Source organism: Streptomyces sp. NBC_01306, assembly GCF_026340465.1.
In the GTDB taxonomy this organism is placed as follows: domain Bacteria; phylum Actinomycetota; class Actinomycetes; order Streptomycetales; family Streptomycetaceae; genus Streptomyces.
On sequence record NZ_JAPEPC010000001.1, the window covers coordinates 4,503,095 to 4,520,336 of the forward strand.

The window sequence follows — 17,242 nt, forward strand, 5'->3', positions numbered from 1 at the left end:
TGGACGCCCCGGCGAGCCGGACAACCGGACACCTATCCTGTGTGCGTGTCGTCGGACAGCGCGGTCCGTTCTGTGACTTCTGGGAATGACACCCAGACCCCTTTGCCAGTCGTGCCAACACTGCAAGGAGCCGCACCTGTGAGCAGTGCCGACCTGAACTCCACCCCGACCGCCAGCCCCGAGCTGCGCGCCGACATCCGCCGCCTCGGTGATCTGCTGGGCGAGACCCTCGTACGCCAGGAGGGCCCCGAACTCCTCGAACTGGTCGAGCGCGTCCGCGCCCTCACCCGCGAGGACGGCGAAGCAGCAGCCGAGCTGCTCGGAGACACCGGCCTGGAGACCGCAGCCAAGCTGGTGCGCGCCTTCTCCACCTACTTCCACCTGGCGAACGTCACCGAGCAGGTGCACCGCGGCCGCGAGATGCGCGCCGTGCGGGCCGCCGAGGGCGGGCTCCTCGCCCGCACCGCCGACCGGCTCAAGGACGCCGACCCCGACCACCTGCGCGAGACCGTACGCAACCTCAACGTACGGCCCGTCTTCACCGCGCACCCCACCGAAGCCGCACGGCGCTCCGTACTCAACAAGCTGCGCCGCATCGCCGAGCTCCTGGAAACCCCCGTCATCGAGGCCGACCGGCGCCGCCACGACCTGCGGCTCGCCGAAAGCATCGACCTCATCTGGCAGACCGACGAACTGCGCGTCGTACGGCCCGAACCCGCGGACGAAGCGCGCAACGCGATCTACTACCTTGACGAACTCCACGCAGGCGCCGTCGGCGACGTCCTGGAGGACCTCGCGGCCGAACTCGAACGCGTCGGCGTCGAACTGCCCGCCGGCACCCGCCCCCTGAGCTTCGGCACCTGGATCGGCGGCGACCGCGACGGCAACCCCAACGTCACCCCCGCCGTCACCTGGGACGTGCTGATCCTCCAGCACGAACACGGCATCACCGACGCCATCGACCTCGTCGACTACCTCCGCGGCCTGCTCTCCAACTCCATCCGCTACACCGGCGCCACCCAGGAACTCCTCGACTCCCTCCAGCTCGACCTGGAACGCCTCCCCGAGATCAGCCCCCGCTACAAGCGCCTCAACTCCGAAGAGCCCTACCGGCTCAAGGCCACCTGCATCCGGCAGAAGCTCGTCAACACCCGCGAACGCCTCGCCAAGGGCACCCCGCACCGCGTCGGCCGCGACTACCTCGGCACCGCCGAACTCCTCAGCGACCTCACCCTCATCCAGGCCTCGCTCCGCGACCACCGCGGCGGACTCTTCGCCGACGGCCGGATGGACCGCACCATCCGCACCCTCGCCGCGTTCGGCCTCCAGCTCGCCACCATGGACGTACGCGAACACGCCGACGCCCACCACCACGCCCTCGGCCAGCTCTTCGACCGGCTCGGCGAAGAATCCTGGCGCTACGCCGACATGCCCCGCGAATACCGGCAGAAGCTCCTCGCCAAGGAACTCAGGTCCCGGCGCCCACTCGCCCCCAGCCCCGCCCCGCTCGACGCGGCAGGCGAGAAGACACTCGGCGTCTTCCACACCATCAAGCAGGCCTTCGAACGCTTCGGCCCCGAAGTCATCGAGTCCTACATCATCTCGATGTGCCAGGGCGCCGACGACGTCTTCGCCGCCGCCGTACTCGCCCGCGAAGCCGGACTCATCGACCTGCACGGCGGCTGGGCCAAGATCGGCATCGTGCCGCTCCTGGAAACCACCGACGAACTGCGCGCAGCCGACGTCATCCTCGACGAAATGCTCGCCGACCCCTCCTACCGGCGCCTCGTCTCCCTGCGCGGCGACGTCCAGGAGGTCATGCTCGGCTACTCCGACTCCTCCAAGTTCGGCGGCATCACCACCAGCCAGTGGGAGATCCACCGCGCCCAGCGCCGGCTGCGCGACGTCGCCCACCGCTACGGCGTACGACTGCGGCTCTTCCACGGCCGCGGCGGCACCGTCGGCCGCGGCGGCGGCCCCTCCCACGACGCGATCCTCGCCCAGCCCTGGGGCACCCTCGAAGGCGAGATCAAGGTCACCGAACAGGGCGAGGTCATCTCCGACAAGTACCTCGTGCCGTCCCTTGCCCGCGAGAACCTCGAACTGACCGTCGCCGCCACCCTCCAGGCATCCGCCCTGCACACCGCGCCCCGCCAGTCCGACGAATCACTCGCCCGCTGGGACGCCGCCATGGACGTCGTCTCCGACGCCGCGCACGCCGCGTACCGCAAGCTGGTCGAGGACCCGGACCTGCCGACGTACTTCCTCGCCTCCACGCCGGTCGACCAGCTCGCCGATATGCACCTCGGCTCCCGGCCCTCCCGTCGCCCGGGATCGGGCGTCTCGCTCGACGGCCTCCGCGCCATCCCCTGGGTCTTCGGCTGGACCCAGTCCCGGCAGATCGTGCCCGGCTGGTACGGCGTCGGCTCCGGCCTCAAGGCGCTGCGCGAGACCGGACTCGACACCGTCCTGGATGAAATGCACGAAAAGTGGCACTTCTTCCGGAACTTCATCTCCAACGTCGAGATGACCCTCGCCAAGACCGACCTGCGGATCGCCAAGCACTACGTCGACACCCTCGTGCCCGACGAACTCAAGCACGTCTACGCCGACATCGAGGCCGAACACGAACTGACCGTCCGGGAAGTACTGCGCATCACCGGCGGCCAGAAGCTGCTCGACTCACACCCGGTGCTCCAGCAGACCTTCGGCATCCGCGACGCCTACCTGGACCCGATCTCCTACCTCCAGGTCTCCCTGCTCGCCCGCCAGCGGGCAGCGGCCGAACGCGGCGAGGAGGCGGACCCGACACTGGCACGGGCCCTGCTGCTCACCGTGAACGGCGTCGCGGCGGGACTGCGCAACACCGGCTGACACACCCCGGCCGGGGCGGGGGGCCCGGGCGCGCACGTCGCGCCGGGCCCCCCGGTCCCGGGGACTGCTCACAGCGCGACGAACGCCGCCACCAGCAGCCCCGCGCCCGCCGCCCCCACCGCCCACGCCGTACGTGTCATCCGCAGCCCGCCCCCGATCACCAGCGCCGCCAGCAGCAGCGCGCCGCCCAGCGGCACCCACGCGTGCAGCCCCCCGGCCCAGCCCGTCCTGATCGCCTCATGGCTGCCCGGACGGACCACCACCGGCAGCCGCTCGCCCTTCTCCGCCGCCGTCGACTTGTCGATGACCAGCCCGCTGTGCGCAGCCGAACCGGCCGCCGGCACAAACGGCCCCGAACACGTGTCACCCGCACACGAGGCCACCGTCAGAGTCCCGTGGTCACGGCCCTTCGCAAGAATCACATGCTGCGCCGTCCCCCACGACGACCAGAAACCGGCCACCAGGATCAGCACCGCGACACAGCCCATCGCTGCCCGGCACGCGTACAGCAGGACGCCACGACTCCGCTTCATGGGGCGCGATCCTTGGCCATAGGACCACGCCAGGTCAACCCATCAGGGAACCCGGCAGCACCAGCCGCACAAGGAGCAGCCTCAGGAGTTGTACGTGGTCTGCGCCCGGTCGAGGCCCTCGATGATCAGCGCTTCCACCGCGTCCGCCGCCCGGTCCACGAAGTACCCCAGCTCCTTGCGCTCGGCCGACGAGAAGTCCTTCAGCACGAAGTCGGCGACCTGCATCCGGCCCGGCGGACGGCCGATACCGAACCGGACCCGGTGGTAGTCCGGACCCAGCGACTTGGTCATCGACTTCAGACCGTTGTGGCCGTTGTCCCCGCCACCCAGCTTGAGCCGCAGCGTCCCGTAATCGATGTCCAGCTCGTCATGGACGGCGACGATGTTCGCCGTCCCCACCTTGTAGAAATCGCGCAGCGCCGTGACCGGGCCACCCGAGAGATTCATGTACGACATCGGCTTGGCCAGCACCACCCGCCGGCCGGCCGGCCCCGGCGGCCCCAGCCGGCCCTCCACGACCTGGGCGCGGGCCTTGTGCGCCTTGAACCGGCCCCCGATGCGCTCGGCGAGCAGATCGGCCACCATGAAGCCCACGTTGTGGCGGTTGGCCGCATAGTCGGGGCCTGGATTGCCGAGGCCCACGACGAGCCAGGGAGCGGTCGGGTCGGGCGTCGTCATCTGCACGTCTCCATCTGCACGTGTCCGGCCACCTGTTGAGCCGGCAGGCCGGTGAAGCCGGTGAACAGCCAGCCGCCGCCCGCACCTTGCGGCACGGACGGCGGCTTCGGACACACTCCGGGACTCACTCCGGGAACTCCGGGACAACAGGACCCCGGGCCGCCGGAACAGTCGGCGGAATCAGCGCGAGGCTCAGGCCTCGGCGCCCTCAGCCGCCTCGGCGGTCTCCGCAGCCGGCTCCTCGGCCTGCGCGGACACGACCTGGATGACCACCGCGTCCTCGTCGGTCGCGAGAGTCGTGCCGGACGGCAGCGGAACATCCTTGGCCAGGATCGAGTCGCCCGCGTCCATGCCCGCGACCGAGACGGTGACCGACTCGGGGATGTGGGTGGCCTCGGCCTCGACGGTCAGGGTGTTCAGCACGTACTCCAGCAGGTTGGCGCCCGGCGCCAGGTCGCCCTCGGCGTGCACCGAGACCTCGACCGTGACCTTCTCGCCCAGCTTGACCGCGAGCAGGTCGACGTGGGTCAGGTTGCGCTTGATGGCGTCACGCTGGATCGCCTTCGGGATGACCAGCTCGGTGCGGCCCTCGATGTCCAGACGGAGCAGCGCGTTGGCGGTCTTGAGCGCCATCATGAGCTCGTGGCCCGGGAGGGTGATGTGCACGGTGTCGGCGCCGTGGCCGTAGATGACCGCGGGAACCTTGTTCTCGCGACGGATCTGGCGGGCAGCGCCCTTGCCGAACTCGGAACGGACTTCAGCGGTGAGCTTGACCTCAGCCATGTGGCACTCCTCGGAGGTGACGAAAACGGATGGGTCACCCGGCCACGTATCGCGGCCTGCTACGAAGAGCGCGTCGATAACGGAGTCCCGTACCCATGAGTACGGCCTCCCTCGCCGAGCAACTCCGTGAGTCTACCCGGCGGGGAGGCCGTCCCAGAAATCGATCTTCGGACCGCTGTTATGCCTGCTCCTCGAAGAGGCTGGTGACCGAGCCGTCCTCGAAGACCTCACGCACCGCGCGGGCGATCGTCGGCGCCATCGAGAGCACCGTGATCTTGTCGAGCTCCAGGTTGTCCGGGTCCGGCAGCGTGTTCGTGAAGACGAACTCGCTCACCTTGGAGTTCTTCAGACGGTCCGCGGCCGGGCCGGAGAGCACACCGTGCGTCGCCGTCACGATGACGTCCTCGGCGCCGTTCGCGAACAGTGCGTCCGCGGCGGCACAGATCGTGCCACCGGTGTCGATCATGTCGTCGACCAGGACACAGACGCGGCCCTTCACCTCACCCACGACCTCGTGCACGGTGACCTGGTTGGCGACGTCCTTGTCACGGCGCTTGTGCACGATGGCCAGCGGCGCACCCAGCCGGTCGCACCAGCGGTCGGCCACACGCACCCGGCCGGCGTCCGGGGAGACGATGGTCAGCTTCGAACGGTCCACCTTGGCGCCCACGTAGTCCGCCAGTATCGGCAGCGCGAACAGGTGGTCCACCGGGCCGTCGAAGAAGCCCTGGATCTGGTCCGTGTGCAGATCGACCGTGAGGATACGGTCCGCACCCGCGGTCTTCATCAGGTCCGCGATCAGCCGGGCCGAGATCGGCTCACGGCCGCGGTGCTTCTTGTCCTGCCGCGCGTAACCGTAGAACGGCACGATCACGGTGATGCTCCTGGCCGAGGCCCGCTTCAGAGCGTCGATCATGATCAGCTGTTCCATGATCCACTGGTTGATGGGAGCCGTGTGGCTCTGCATCAGGAAGCAGTCGGCGCCACGGGCCGACTCCTGGAAGCGGACGTAGATCTCGCCGTTCGCGAAGTCGAAAGCCTTAGTCGGCACCAGGTCGACCCCCAGCTGGGACGCGACCTCCTCGGCCAGCTCGGGGTGGGCGCGGCCGGAGAAGAGCATCAGCTTCTTCTCGCCGGTCGTCTTGATCCCGGTCACAGCACAGTCTCCTCAGACGTGTTGATCGCTGCTGGGCGAGCCAGCCGGCGGTATGTACGGGGGCGTATCCCGGAGTCCCGGCCCGTAAGCCGAGCATGCGTCTATCACGGTACGCGCAGATGAACGCACGTGTTTCCGGTCAGCTTTCGTCACGGGGCTGATCAGAGGCGGCCTGAGCGGCCCGCGCGGCAGCACTTCCCGGCCGCTTCCTGGCCACCCAACCGTCGATATTCCTTTGCTGGCCCCGGGCGACGGCCAGCGCACCGGCCGGCACGCTCTTCGTGATCACGGAGCCCGCAGCGGTGTAGACACCGTCCCCGACCGTGATGGGAGCCACAAACATGTTGTCCGAACCGGTCCGGCAGTGCGACCCGATCGTTGTGTGGTGTTTGTCCTGTCCGTCATAGTTCACGAAGACACTCGCCGCACCGATGTTGCTGAACTCACCGATCGTCGCGTCACCGACATACGACAGATGCGGCACCTTCGAACCCTCGCCGATCGTGGCGTTCTTCGTCTCCACATACGTCCCGATCTTGCCCCGCGTACCGAGCCGCGTACCGGGCCGCAGATAGGCGTACGGGCCCACCGTCGCGCGCTCCCCGACCTCCGCACCGTCCGCCACCGTGTTGTCCACCCGGGCGTACGCACCCACCACGGTGTCCTTCAGCCGCGAGTTGGGCCCGACCTCCGCACCCTCCGCGAGATGCGTCGTACCCAGCAGCTGCGTACCGGGATGGATCACCGAATCCGGCTCGAACGTCACCAGCACATCGACGAAAACCGACGCGGGATCGATCACACTCACACCGGCGAGCATCGCCCGCTCAAGCAGCCGGGCATTCAGCAGCGCACGCGCCTGCGCCAGCTGCACCCGGTTGTTGATCCCGACGATCTCCCGGTGGTCACCGGCCACCGACGCCCCGACCCGGTGACCGGCCGTCCGCAGGATGCCGAGCACATCGGTCAGATACTCCTCGCCCTGGCTGTTGTCGGTGCGCACCTTGCCCAGGGCCTCCGCCAGCAGCCGCCCGTCGAAGGCGAACACCCCCGAGTTGATCTCCCGGATCGCCAACTCCGCCTCGGAAGCGTCCTTGTGCTCGACGATCGAGATCACCGCGCCGGTGGCGTGGTCGCGCACGATCCGCCCGTACCCGGTGGCGTCGGGGACCTCCGCGGTCAGCACGGTGACGGCGTTGCCGTCGGTGGTGTGCGTGGCGGCGAGCGCCGCCAGGGTCGCCCCGGTGAGCAGCGGGGTGTCGCCGCAGACGACGAGAACGGTGCCTTCGGGGGACGCGCCCAGCTCTTCGAGGGCGGTACGGACGGCGTGCCCGGTGCCGTTCTGTTCGAGCTGCACGGCGGTCCGTACGTTCGCGTCGGTCTCGGCGAGATGCGCCTGGACCTTCTCGCGCTCGTGCCCGACGACCACGACGAGCTGCTCCGGCTCCAGCTCACGGGAGGCGGCGACGACATGCCCGACGAGCGAGCGCCCGCTGACCTCGTGCAGGACCTTCGGCGTGGCCGACTTCATCCGGGTGCCCGCACCGGCCGCGAGCACGACGACGGCGGCGACCGAGGGAGCCTCTCCCCCTGTTCGCGCGGATCCGAGGCCTTGGGGGGGATTGGCGCTCACGGTGGTGCCCTTCGGGTGCGGGTGGGTGGATATCCGCAGAATACCGGGGGGCCGGGGGGTGGAAATGGGGGCGGGGCTTGACCAGGTAGGTCAAGCCCCGCGTTGCCGCTCCCCCACCAGGATTTGAACCTGGACATACGAGACCAAAACTCGCAGTGCTGCCTGATTACACCATGGGGGAATATATCGAGCTAAACCGGACATCGGGTCGGGTCGCTCAATTGCCATCCAACACTATGCCGTACCACCAGCCCTCGATGCGACGGTATAGGTCAGCGCTTTGGTTCACGCGGACCATCAGGCAGCCCTGATAGTGCTCACCGATGTTCTTGCGGTTGGTCAGCGGGTTGTGCTTCTTGATGCTCGTCTTGCCGAACGAGCCGATCCCGCCCACCACATCGGCCCAGTACCGCTCGGCTGCGGAGGTGTCGGCCGTCTCGTGAATGTGTACGTGAAACTTCAGGTTGTCCGGATCGACTTTCAGCAGGCGCAGCCACGCGAGGAAGACCTTGATCATGTGGGGGTCGCTGTTGATGAAGACCACCCGCTCCTGGGGTCGATGAGGCTTGCTCTTGGTCCCTTCTGCCCAGTAGAGCGCGGTCCCCACAATCATTAGCTCCCGTTCGGACAGGGTGCCGATTTCCTCCGTGGCGGCTCGCTTGGTCCGCCGGCGCTCCACCTCGCGCCGCTGGAGCGTGACCTCCCAGCCGCGCTTCGCGATCGCCGACGCGTCCTCCCGGGTGCGTCGCGGTGGCTTCGGCAGATCCCGTACCCACAGCGAGATCGAACTCTTCGAGCACCCCAGCTCCAGCTGTATCTGGTCGTACGTCATGCCCTGCCGTCGGAGTTCGCGGGCCTCTGCCCGCAGGTCGTCCTTCGCGTTCGGGCGCTTGGTCCAGTCAGGGGCGGGCTCGCCGTCCAGCAGGCGGTTGAGGATGTCGTTGTTGTCGACGAAGAGCCGGTCGCGGATCTGGCGGCGGCTGAGCCCCTCGCGGCGCAGCGCGATGGCCTGTTCGCGCAGTCCTTCGAAGTCGGAGTACTTGCTGTTTTTGTTGCGGATACCGGTCACAGAATCAGCATCGTCCGGAATGCGGACGTCCGGTTCGAATGTCTGCTCGATTCACTGGATCGAGTGATCCGGGCGTATTGCGCGTAACCTCCCACATCGAAATTCGTGGGGCAGGGGGTGCGCCCGCCCGTACGCTGGTTGCCATGACCGCAACGGGGGCGCACGACGCCACGGCCACGGGGCTGACCGCCCGTGGCTGGTGGTGGTGGGAACGGCGGCGCAGTGCCGTGCTGGATGTGGGGCTGGGTGTTGTCTCGGCTCTTGAGTGTGCGTTGGAGGGTGTCGATTTCTCCGGGCAGGCCGGGCTTCCCGTGCCGTTCGGGGTGGTGTTCGGGCTGTTGGCCGGATTCGTACTGGTGCTTCGGCGGCGGTGGCCGATCGCTGTGGTGCTGGTGTCGATCGCCACCACGCCCGCCCAGATGGGTTTCCTGATGGGCATCGTCGGGCTCTACACGCTCGCCGCGTCCGATGTGCCGCGCCGGCTGACCGGTGCGCTGACGGTGATGGCGACGCTCGGCACGCTCATCGTGACGTTCGTGCGGCTGCGGCACGGCATGGGGGCCGAGGACGGCAGTCCGGGATCGCAGTTCGTCGTGCTCGGGTCCGTCTTCATGTCGCTGGGGCTGACGGCCCCGCCCGTGCTGCTGGGGCTGTACACCGGGGCGCGCCGCCGGCTCATGGAGAGTCTGCGGGAGCGGGCGGACAGTCTGGAGCGTGAGCTGTCGCTGCTGGCGGACCGGGCCGAGGAGCGGGCCGAGTGGGCGCGTACGGAGGAGCGGACGCGGATCGCGCGGGAGATGCACGATGTGGTCGCGCACCGGGTGAGTCTGATGGTGGTGCACGCGGCGGCTCTGCAGGCGGTGGCGTTGAAGGATCCGGCGAAGGCGTCGAAGAACGCGGCGCTGGTGGGGGACATGGGGCGGCAGGCGCTGACCGAGTTGCGGGAGATGCTCGGGGTGCTGCGTTCCGGTGAGCCGGTGAGGGCTCCGGCGGCGGTGCCGCTGGCGGCGGTCGGGGTGGCTGCTGCGGCGGCTGCTGCGGCAGCGGTGGAGGACGGGCCGTGCCTGGATGAGCTGGATGTGCTCGTGGGGCAGTCGCGGGCGGCGGGGATGGTGGTGGAGCTGCTGGTGGAGGGTGTGGCCGGGCCGTACGACGCGCTGGTGGAGCAGACGGCGTACCGGGTGGTGCAGGAGGCGCTGACGAATGTGCACAAGCACGCTGCCGGGGCGAAGACCCGGGTGCGGCTGGCGCATCGGACGGCCGAGGTCGCTCTGCAGATCGAGAACGGTCCTTCGGACGCGGGTGCGGCCGATGCGGGGCTGCCCAGCGGGGGGAACGGGCTGCTGGGGATGCGGGAGCGGGTGACCGCGCTGGGCGGGGTGTTCGTGTCGGGGCCCACGGAGGCCGGGGGGTTCCGGGTGTCGGCGGTGTTGCCGGAGCAGCGGCCGGCCGGACAGAGCTGAGCTGACCTCACCGGACCTGACCTCACCGGACCTGACCTCACCTCATCGGACCGGACCTCACCTGACAGGGGCCCTCTGTCACCGCTTCCGTTACCCCGAGCCCAGTCTGACTGCCTGGAGTCCGGTGATGAGGGTGACGAGGCCCTGGTCGATGTCGTGGCCGAGGTACCAGTCGCCGGTGTGGTCGATGCTGTAGATGCGGCCTTCGGAGTCGATGGCGAGCAGTGCCCGGCCGTCTCCTTCGTCGCCGAGCGGGGCGATCTCGGTGTCGAGTGCGCGGCCCAGGTCGGCGAGGGTGCGGGCGAGGTGCAGCCCGCTGAGCGGGTCGATCAGGACCGGAGCGGGTGCTGTCTGGCGGCCGGGTGCGGGGCCGGTGATGCGCAGTCCGCCGAATTCGGCCCAGGCTTCGACGGCCGCGGGGAAGACCGCGTGCTGGTGGCCGGCGGGTGAGACGTGGGCGCGCAGGGTGTCGGCCCACTGTTCGGCGCCCCGGATGTCCCAGCGGCCGGGCAGCCAGCCCGCTTCGCGCAGCGCGGCGTCCACGGTGTCGGGGAAGCGGGTGCTGGGGACGGCGGGTGCGTCCGGCGCGTCCTGCGGGTGCGGCGGCATCGGCGGTGGTTCAGCCCTTCTCGGTGGTGGGGTCGACTGCGCGTACGCCGAAGTGGGCGAGCATCGCCGTACAGGAGCGGCAGGGCGGTGCGTAGCTGCCGTGGAGGGGGTCGCCGTCCTCGCGGATGTGGCGGGCGGTGACTTTGGCGTGTTTGAGGGTGCGGCGGGCTTCGCCGTTGGTGAGGGGTTTGCGGGAGGCCCGTTTGGAGCGGGTGCCTTCTACGGCGGTGAGGTGGCGGGAGAGCAGGATCGCTTCGGGGCAGCGTCCGGTGAATCGTTCGCGCTGGCCGCTGGTGAGGGTGGTGAGGAAGTCGTGGACCAGCGGGTGGAGTGTGGGGGGCTGGTCGGCCTTGCCCGCGGTGGAGGTGAGGGTGTCGGCGCCGCGGACGGAGAGTGCCGCGGCGACTGTGGGGAGGATGCCGTCTCTGCGGTGGAGGAGTTCGGGCGGGCGGGTTTCCGTACTGCTCCAGCGCAGACGTGGGTCGCCGGCCGGCCCGGTCTGCGGTGACGGCGCTCCGGTCTGCGGTGACGGCACTGTGTGTGGCGTGTGCGGTGTCTGTGCGGTGTGCATGGTTGTGCTGCCCCTCCCACCCCCGCGGCGGCTGCCGCCGGTGTTGCGCCCCCGTGTTGCGGGGTCAGCCTGCCAAATGGGGCGCCGGGTGGGGAAGCTGGGGCCTGTGATCGGCGTGGTGTGTCGGCTGCGGGTCACTCGAACGTGACCGTCCGTTACGTCGGTGTGCGGGGTGCCCGACAGTGCGGTGACGGGGCGGGACCGCCTCTTGCACCACCGCATAGGCTGTCGTTCCACGCCATTCGCAGCAGGGGGCAACCGCCATGACGACAGGTCGGCTCGGGCAGCAAGCCGCGCCACCGAACGCGGCTTATGCCGGGCAGCTCGTGAGCTTCCCGGACCCGGTCCGGGCCGCGCGCCACCCCCGCGGGGTGCGGGTGGACGGGAACGGCTTCCCGGATTTCTCGCCGTACGCGCGCGCGGCCGCGGAGATCGCGGAACCCCCGGAGGGGTTCGGCGTCGACGAGTTGCGGCTGACGGACTATGTGTCGGCCAATGCCGCGCTGGCGGCCTCGGGGCACGAGCTGTGGGACACGATCCCGGCCGTTGCCACGCCGCACGGCTGGACCTGGCACCACGTGCCCGGTGCGCGCCGTCTGGAACTCGTACCGGTCGAGGTCAAGGCGCTGTTGCGGCATCACGGCGGGCTGGCGACGGCGGCCGTCGACCAGAACAAGCGGGGTACGCGTCCGCTGCAGGACACCCGGCCGGTCCATTTCGGGCTGCCCAGGGGTGCGGTGGCGGTCGGCGAGCAGCTGGTTCTGGCCGCTGAGGAGGATCTGGGGTACCGGCTGCCTGCCGCGTACCGGTCGTTCCTGAAGGCGGCGGGCGGCTGTGCGCCGGTCGGGACCGCGCTGGACGCGGAGTTGGGCCTGCTGGTGGACCAGCCGTTCTTCACGGTGCGCGACGAGGCCGCTGTCAATGACCTGGTGTACGTGAACAAGTGTCTGCGGGACCATCTGACGAAGGACTATCTGGGCGTGGGTTTCGTCCAGGGCGGGATCGTCGCCGTGAAGGTGAAGGGCGGCGCTGTCGGCACGGTCTGGTTCTGTGCGTACGACGATGCCAGGGACCAGGACGCGTGGCCGCCGGCGGAGCGGGTGGAGCGGTTGCTGCTGCCGTGCGGTGAGGATTTCGACGCGTTCCTGGAGCGGCTCGCGGGGAATCCGCCGGAGCTGGAGACAGTGGCGAACCTGATGGTGGACGGCGGCTTCGCGCAGGCCGTCCCGGTCTCGGCCGAGGGGTGAAGAGCCGATGGTGACCTTTGCGCAGGCGCAGGAGCGCGCGGAAGAGTGGGTCAACGGGGACGTGGCCGCGTATCAGCACCGTGAGGTGCGGGTACGGGAGTTCGACCTCGGTTTCGTGGTGTGGGCGGAGGACCGCGCGGAGGGCCCTTCGGGTGGTGGCGGCCGTCAGCGGCTGGTGATCGCGCGGGACGGCGGTGAGGCGACGCTGTGGCCCGGGCTGCCGGTCGGCGAGGTGGTGCGGCGGTACGAGGAGGAGTACGGGGTGGCGGGCGATGCGCCTGCGGCGCCGGAGCCGCCGCAGCGGATCGATCTGAACCAGACGTCGTTCCTGCTGACTCCGCCGGAGTGGTTGCAGGACGCGGCGGACAAGCTGGGGATTCCTGACCGGCGGTCGGGGTCCGGGGCTGGATCCGGGGATGGTGCGGGTGCTGGTGCGCCTGCTGCGGGGGGCAGTTGGGGTACGTCGGGTGGGAGCCCGTCGGCCGGCGGCGGTGCGTCGCCTTCCTGGCCGGGAGCGGGCGTGGGCGCGGGTGCGGGCGCGGGTGCGTCGGCGGGGGCCGACGTGTCCGGTGGTTCCAGTGCGTCCGGTGGTGCCGGCGGGGGCCATGCGCCCGCAGCCGTTGCGGGCGTCCCGGCGGACGGGACCCCGTGGGCCGGGACCGACACCAATGCGGCGCCGGGTGGTCCGGACGGTTCGGTTCCGCTGCCCGGGACCGTGTTCGCGCCGCCGCTGGCCGGTTCGGACGACGAGGGTGCCCCGCCGCCCGGTGTGGCGCCCGAGGCCAAGACGGCGCTGATGTCCGGTGGCAGCGGGCTGCCGAGGACGACCATCGCGCCCGCGCTGAGCGGACCCCAGCAGCAGCCCCAGCCGCCGCAGCAACCTCAGCCGCCGCAGCAGTCCCAGCAGCCTCAGCCGCCGCAGTTCCCGCAGCCCTCGCCGCTGCCTCAGCAGCCGTCGATGGGGGGTCAGCAGCCGCCGCAGTCGTTGCCGCAGCCCCCGTCGCAGACGCCGCCGGGTCCGGGTGCGCCTCTGCCGCCCGCCGCCGGTCAGGTTCCGGGCCAGGGCCCCGCTGCCGGCCCCGGTGCCGGTGACATCGCCGACGCCGCGACCAGCAAGGCCACCGCGCCCCCGCGGTCGGCGCGCGGCAGTGGTGTGACCACGCCGCCCCCGCCCGGCGCCCCGGGCACCCCGGGTGCGCGGCCCGATGCTGCTCCGCCGCTGCCGCCGGGTGTTCCGGCCGGTGGTTACGTACGTACGCAGCTGGTCTCGCACCTCGGCCCCGAGGGCCCGCAGCCGCCCGGACCGCCCGGTGCCCCGGGTGCGCCGCAGACTCCCGGTCAGCAGCCGCCCGGTCAGCCCGGCGTGCCGCAGCCGCCCGTGCCGCCGACGCCTCCGCCGCCCGGCGGAAGTACCGGTGGGGGCTCCGGTGGCGATGTGCACCAGGCGGCGACGATGCTGGCGGGTCCGAGTCTGGGCGGCCAGGGCAGTCTCGGTGGTCGCGGTCCCGGTGGCCAGGGCAGTCTCGGCGGTGCCAGGCCTGCCGGTCCGCCCGGTGCGCCGCAGCCGCCGGGTCCGCCCGGTGTGCCCGGTGCGGGTGTGCCGCAGCCGCCCGGTCCGCCGGGCCGGCCCGGTCAGGCCGCTCCGCCGACGCCTCCGCCGCCCGGTGGGAGCATCGGTGGCGATGTGCACCACGCGGCCACCATGCTGGCCGGCCCCGGGGGCACGCCGCCGCCCGGCCGGATTCCGCCTCCCGGTCCTGCGCAGCCGCCCGGTCCCGTGCCGCCGCCGCAGGGTGCCGCGTACGGGTATCCGCAGCAGCCCCCCGGCGGGCTGCCGACGGTGGGCCCCGGCTATCAGGCCGTGCTGCGCTACCGCGCGCAGGACGGTTCCGAGCAGCAGCTCATCCGCCGTTCCGCGCCCGGCACCCCGCACCCCGAGTGGCAGATGCTGCACGAGCTGCGGGCCATGAACGTGCCGCCGCAGCAGGTCATCGAGCTGCACACGGAGCTGGAGTCGTGCGAGCTGCCGGGTGGGTACTGTGCGCGGATGATCCGGGAGACCTGGCCGCAGGTCCGGATCACCAGCGTCGCCCCGTACGGCAAGGATCACGCCAGCCGCCAGCAGGGGATGCAGCATCTGCTGACCCATCAGGGCGAGTTGCACCAGGTCGCGGACGGTCCGGCGCGGCCGGCGCCGGTGCGGGCCCCGCTGCCGGCGGTGCAGCCGGCGCCGCCGGTCCCGCCTCAGGGTGTCGCGCACGAACTGGCGCAGGCCTTCGGGCCGCAGGGCGTCTTCCGTTTCGACCAGCGGGCCGTGTCCCGCCAGGGTGTGCCGGAGGCCGTGGCGCAGACGCTGGTGTGGGCGGGGCTGCCGGTCGATTTCGGCCCGTTCTTCTGGGCGCAGGCGGTGCCGGGCCAGCCGGTGCCGACGCTGGCCGAGCTGGCCGCGCAGCGCCAGGTGCAGCCCGCGTCCGACGCGGGGTCGTATCTGGTGATGGGCTCCGACTTCGGGCGGGCGATCTGTGTGCAGTACGGCACGGCGAACATCGTGGCCGTGCCGGTGGAGGCGGGTCCTGACGGCCGTCCGGTGGCGCCGCAGTTCGTGAACTCCGGGCTGCCCGAGTTCGTACGGTCGCTGGCGCTGCTGGGCCGGATGTGGCGGCTGCGCTTCGGCCTCACCCCGGAGCAGGCCGGCCGGTGGACGGTCGACTTCCAGGCGCAGTTGCTGATGCTGGATCCGGCGGCGCTCGGTTCGCCGGAGAGCTGGTGGTCGGTCCTGCTGGAGCAGATGTGGGACGGGCTGCTCTGACGTAATCCCTGGCACGGCCCCCGCACGCCGGAGGAGGCGCCCGACCGCGAGCCGCGGCCGGGCGCCTCTGCTGTGTGTGCGCACGCGTGGGGTTGCCCGGGGGTCCGTCCGTACGGCAGGTCTGTCCGTACATCAGGTCCGTCCTTACGCCGGGGTCCGTCCGTACGGCGCGGTTTGTCCGTACGCGCGGACCGTCCGTACGCGCGGACCGTCCGTACGCGCGGTCCGTGGGGTCCGAAATCAGCCGTCCCGGACGGCGATGCCGACTTCCTGCGCCGAGTGACGCATCCTGGGTGGATGGGATGGGCGGAGTGTCGCGGTATGGGCACTTCGCGATGATCTACCAAGATGTGCGCCGGGACGCGTGGGGCGGCCCGTCGCACGTCGTGTGGGAAGAGGGGCTTGAAGGATGAGTTCAGCAGCGGTGTCACCTCATGGCTTCACGGGTGTGCGGGGTCGTGGGTACCGGCCCGAGCAGGTCGACCGGTTCGTCGCGGAACTCTCGGACGACCGCGACGGGGCCTGGGAGCGCGCGGCGCGGCTGACCGTCCTCACCAAGGAGATGGAGGCCACGTCCGCCGCGCTGGCCGAGCAGGTGGCCGGGCTCGCCCCGCAGACGTACGAGACGTTGGGGGAGCGGGCCCGGACGCTGATCACGCTGGTCACCGAGGAGGCTGCCGGGCTGCGCGGCGAGGCGCTGGCGGTGGCCCAGCAGCTCCATGACGAGGCGGGCGTGGTGGAACGGGGGCTGCGGGACGCGGCGCGGGCGGACGCGGACGCGGCGCTGGCCGCGGCCGAGGCGCACGCCCAGCAGGTGCTGGCGGCCGCGCAGGGCACGTCCGACGAGCTGCGGATCGGTTCGCGCAAGGACGCGAAGCAGTGGCGCGGTGAGGCGCTGGGCGTGCTGCGGGAGATGCGGGAGCGCACGGCGGCTGCGCTGGCGGAGCTGGAGAAGGAGCACGGCGAGCGCGCCGATGCGGCTGAGCGTGAACTGGCCGCCAGGGAGGCCGACTTCGATGCCCGTCATGCGGATCTGATCGCCCGGGCCGAGGCCCGTCTGGCGGAGGCGCGGCGGGCGCTGTCGGTGACGGAGGAGTCGGCGCGGCACGGCCAGGAGGATGCGGAGGCGCAGGCGGCGGAGCTGGTTGCGCACGCCCGGGCCCGCGCGGAGCGCACGGCACGGGAGACGGATCGGGTCCTGCGCGAGAACGGCGAGGCGCAGGACGAGCTGCGGGCGCACATGTCCCATGTGAGGAGCAGCCTGGCCTCGCTGACGGGAAGGGCCCCGGCGACAGAGGGCAGCTGACCGACGGACGGCCCTGCCCTCACCGCGACAGAGGGCAGCTGACCGACGGACGGCCCTGCCCTCCCACCGCGGCAGAGGGCAGGGCGGCAGACGCGGCCGGTCAGGGGCGGGCGAAGAGTTCGTCGGCCACGCCGGCCGTCCAGGCCCGGTCCAGCCGGTCGGCGAGCGTGGTGAGGTCCGTGCACGCGGTGACGCGGGCCCGTGTCGCGGGGGCGGCGGCGAGGCCGCGCCGTTCAAGCACCCTCAGCACCGCCCCGGCCTGCGCCTCCGCGCGGCCTTCCGCGCGTCCCTCTTCCCGCCCTTCTTCGCGCCCTTCTTCGCGTCCTTCCTCGCGGACCTGCTGCGCGGCGAGTCCTGCCCGTCCCCGGGTTGACGTCACCACGTCCCCACCCCCGCAGACGCGTTCCCCGTACACCTTTTCCGGCCGGGTGGCAGCCTCTTGCGTCTCCAGCGGTGTCAGGGTTCAGCCTTCCCTGAGACGCCGTGTTCCCAGGGGTGAAACCCCCTAGGG

Annotated in this window: 14 protein-coding genes; 5 read left to right on the forward strand and 9 right to left on the reverse strand. The window is 71.0% G+C overall.

Annotated features, from left to right (window positions below; translation table 11 throughout):
• The first annotated feature begins 138 nt into the window (after positions 1-138).
• Complete coding sequence (ppc, locus tag OG385_RS19900; protein ID WP_266856199.1) at positions 139-2,874, forward strand: phosphoenolpyruvate carboxylase; 2,736 nt, start codon at positions 139-141, stop codon at positions 2,872-2,874.
• Positions 2,875-2,942: 68 nt separating this feature from the next.
• Here the strand turns inward: ppc and OG385_RS19905 are convergent, their stop codons facing one another.
• From OG385_RS19905 to OG385_RS19930, 6 genes are all read right to left on the reverse strand, one after another.
• Entirely contained in the window at positions 2,943-3,407 is a 465-nt protein-coding gene (locus OG385_RS19905) for a hypothetical protein (RefSeq protein WP_266856201.1), read from the reverse strand.
• 81 nt (positions 3,408-3,488) lie between these two features.
• Complete coding sequence (pth, locus tag OG385_RS19910) at positions 3,489-4,085, reverse strand: aminoacyl-tRNA hydrolase (RefSeq protein ID WP_266856203.1); 597 nt, start codon at positions 4,083-4,085, stop codon at positions 3,489-3,491.
• A 192-nt stretch (positions 4,086-4,277) separates the two neighbouring features.
• Positions 4,278-4,868 carry a 50S ribosomal protein L25/general stress protein Ctc gene (locus OG385_RS19915; RefSeq protein WP_266856205.1) on the reverse strand — a complete coding sequence of 197 codons (591 nt, stop codon included), beginning with the start codon at positions 4,866-4,868 and terminating at the stop codon, positions 4,278-4,280.
• A gap of 178 nt (positions 4,869-5,046) precedes the next feature.
• Positions 5,047-6,024 (reverse strand): ribose-phosphate diphosphokinase, encoded by a 978-nt coding sequence (locus tag OG385_RS19920; RefSeq protein WP_164266846.1) that lies wholly within the window; start codon positions 6,022-6,024, stop codon positions 5,047-5,049.
• 139 nt (positions 6,025-6,163) lie between these two features.
• Positions 6,164-7,657 (reverse strand): bifunctional UDP-N-acetylglucosamine diphosphorylase/glucosamine-1-phosphate N-acetyltransferase GlmU, encoded by a 1,494-nt coding sequence (glmU, locus tag OG385_RS19925; RefSeq protein ID WP_266856209.1) that lies wholly within the window; start codon positions 7,655-7,657, stop codon positions 6,164-6,166.
• A 217-nt stretch (positions 7,658-7,874) separates the two neighbouring features.
• The gene (locus tag OG385_RS19930; RefSeq protein WP_266856211.1) at positions 7,875-8,726 is read right to left on the reverse strand and encodes a hypothetical protein; all 852 of its coding nucleotides are present in this window, start codon (positions 8,724-8,726) and stop codon (positions 7,875-7,877) included.
• 143 nt (positions 8,727-8,869) lie between these two features.
• Between OG385_RS19930 and OG385_RS19935 the strand changes: the two genes are divergently transcribed.
• Positions 8,870-10,189 carry a sensor histidine kinase gene (locus OG385_RS19935; protein WP_266856213.1) on the forward strand — a complete coding sequence of 440 codons (1,320 nt, stop codon included), beginning with the start codon at positions 8,870-8,872 and terminating at the stop codon, positions 10,187-10,189.
• A 90-nt stretch (positions 10,190-10,279) separates the two neighbouring features.
• Here OG385_RS19935 and OG385_RS19940 read toward each other — a convergent pair whose 3' ends face one another.
• Positions 10,280-10,798 (reverse strand): SUKH-3 domain-containing protein, encoded by a 519-nt coding sequence (locus OG385_RS19940; RefSeq protein WP_266856215.1) that lies wholly within the window; start codon positions 10,796-10,798, stop codon positions 10,280-10,282.
• Positions 10,799-10,808: 10 nt separating this feature from the next.
• Complete coding sequence (locus OG385_RS19945) at positions 10,809-11,369, reverse strand: YwqJ-related putative deaminase (RefSeq protein WP_266856217.1); 561 nt, start codon at positions 11,367-11,369, stop codon at positions 10,809-10,811.
• 263 nt (positions 11,370-11,632) lie between these two features.
• Here OG385_RS19945 and OG385_RS19950 point away from each other — a divergent pair, with 263 nt between their 5' ends.
• From OG385_RS19950 to OG385_RS19960, 3 genes are all read left to right on the forward strand, one after another.
• Positions 11,633-12,616 (forward strand): SMI1/KNR4 family protein, encoded by a 984-nt coding sequence (locus OG385_RS19950; RefSeq protein ID WP_266856219.1) that lies wholly within the window; start codon positions 11,633-11,635, stop codon positions 12,614-12,616.
• A gap of 7 nt (positions 12,617-12,623) precedes the next feature.
• A complete protein-coding gene (locus OG385_RS19955) occupies positions 12,624-15,425 on the forward strand; it encodes an SUKH-4 family immunity protein (protein WP_266856221.1) in 2,802 nt (933 codons plus the stop codon).
• A 409-nt stretch (positions 15,426-15,834) separates the two neighbouring features.
• Positions 15,835-16,731, forward strand: coding sequence for a cellulose-binding protein (locus OG385_RS19960; protein ID WP_266856223.1), 897 nt, complete (start codon positions 15,835-15,837; stop codon positions 16,729-16,731).
• Positions 16,732-16,831: 100 nt separating this feature from the next.
• Here OG385_RS19960 and OG385_RS19965 read toward each other — a convergent pair whose 3' ends face one another.
• Complete coding sequence (locus OG385_RS19965) at positions 16,832-17,113, reverse strand: hypothetical protein (protein WP_266856225.1); 282 nt, start codon at positions 17,111-17,113, stop codon at positions 16,832-16,834.
• Positions 17,114-17,242 lie beyond the last annotated feature (129 nt).

What these genes read in the sequence shown, in the direction of transcription:
- OG385_RS19905 (WP_266856201.1), bottom strand. Translation starts at nt 3,407, where the DNA reads ATGAAGCGGAGTCGTGGCGTCCTGCTGTACGCGTGCCGGGCAGCGATG.
- pth (WP_266856203.1), bottom strand. Translation starts at nt 4,085, where the DNA reads ATGACGACGCCCGACCCGACCGCTCCCTGGCTCGTCGTGGGCCTCGGC.
- OG385_RS19915 (WP_266856205.1), bottom strand. Translation starts at nt 4,868, where the DNA reads ATGGCTGAGGTCAAGCTCACCGCTGAAGTCCGTTCCGAGTTCGGCAAG.
- OG385_RS19935 (WP_266856213.1), top strand. Translation starts at nt 8,870, where the DNA reads ATGACCGCAACGGGGGCGCACGACGCCACGGCCACGGGGCTGACCGCC.
- OG385_RS19940 (WP_266856215.1), bottom strand. Translation starts at nt 10,798, where the DNA reads ATGCCGCCGCACCCGCAGGACGCGCCGGACGCACCCGCCGTCCCCAGC.
- OG385_RS19945 (WP_266856217.1), bottom strand. Translation starts at nt 11,369, where the DNA reads ATGCACACCGCACAGACACCGCACACGCCACACACAGTGCCGTCACCG.
- OG385_RS19950 (WP_266856219.1), top strand. Translation starts at nt 11,633, where the DNA reads ATGACGACAGGTCGGCTCGGGCAGCAAGCCGCGCCACCGAACGCGGCT.
- OG385_RS19955 (WP_266856221.1), top strand. Translation starts at nt 12,624, where the DNA reads ATGGTGACCTTTGCGCAGGCGCAGGAGCGCGCGGAAGAGTGGGTCAAC.
- OG385_RS19960 (WP_266856223.1), top strand. Translation starts at nt 15,835, where the DNA reads ATGAGTTCAGCAGCGGTGTCACCTCATGGCTTCACGGGTGTGCGGGGT.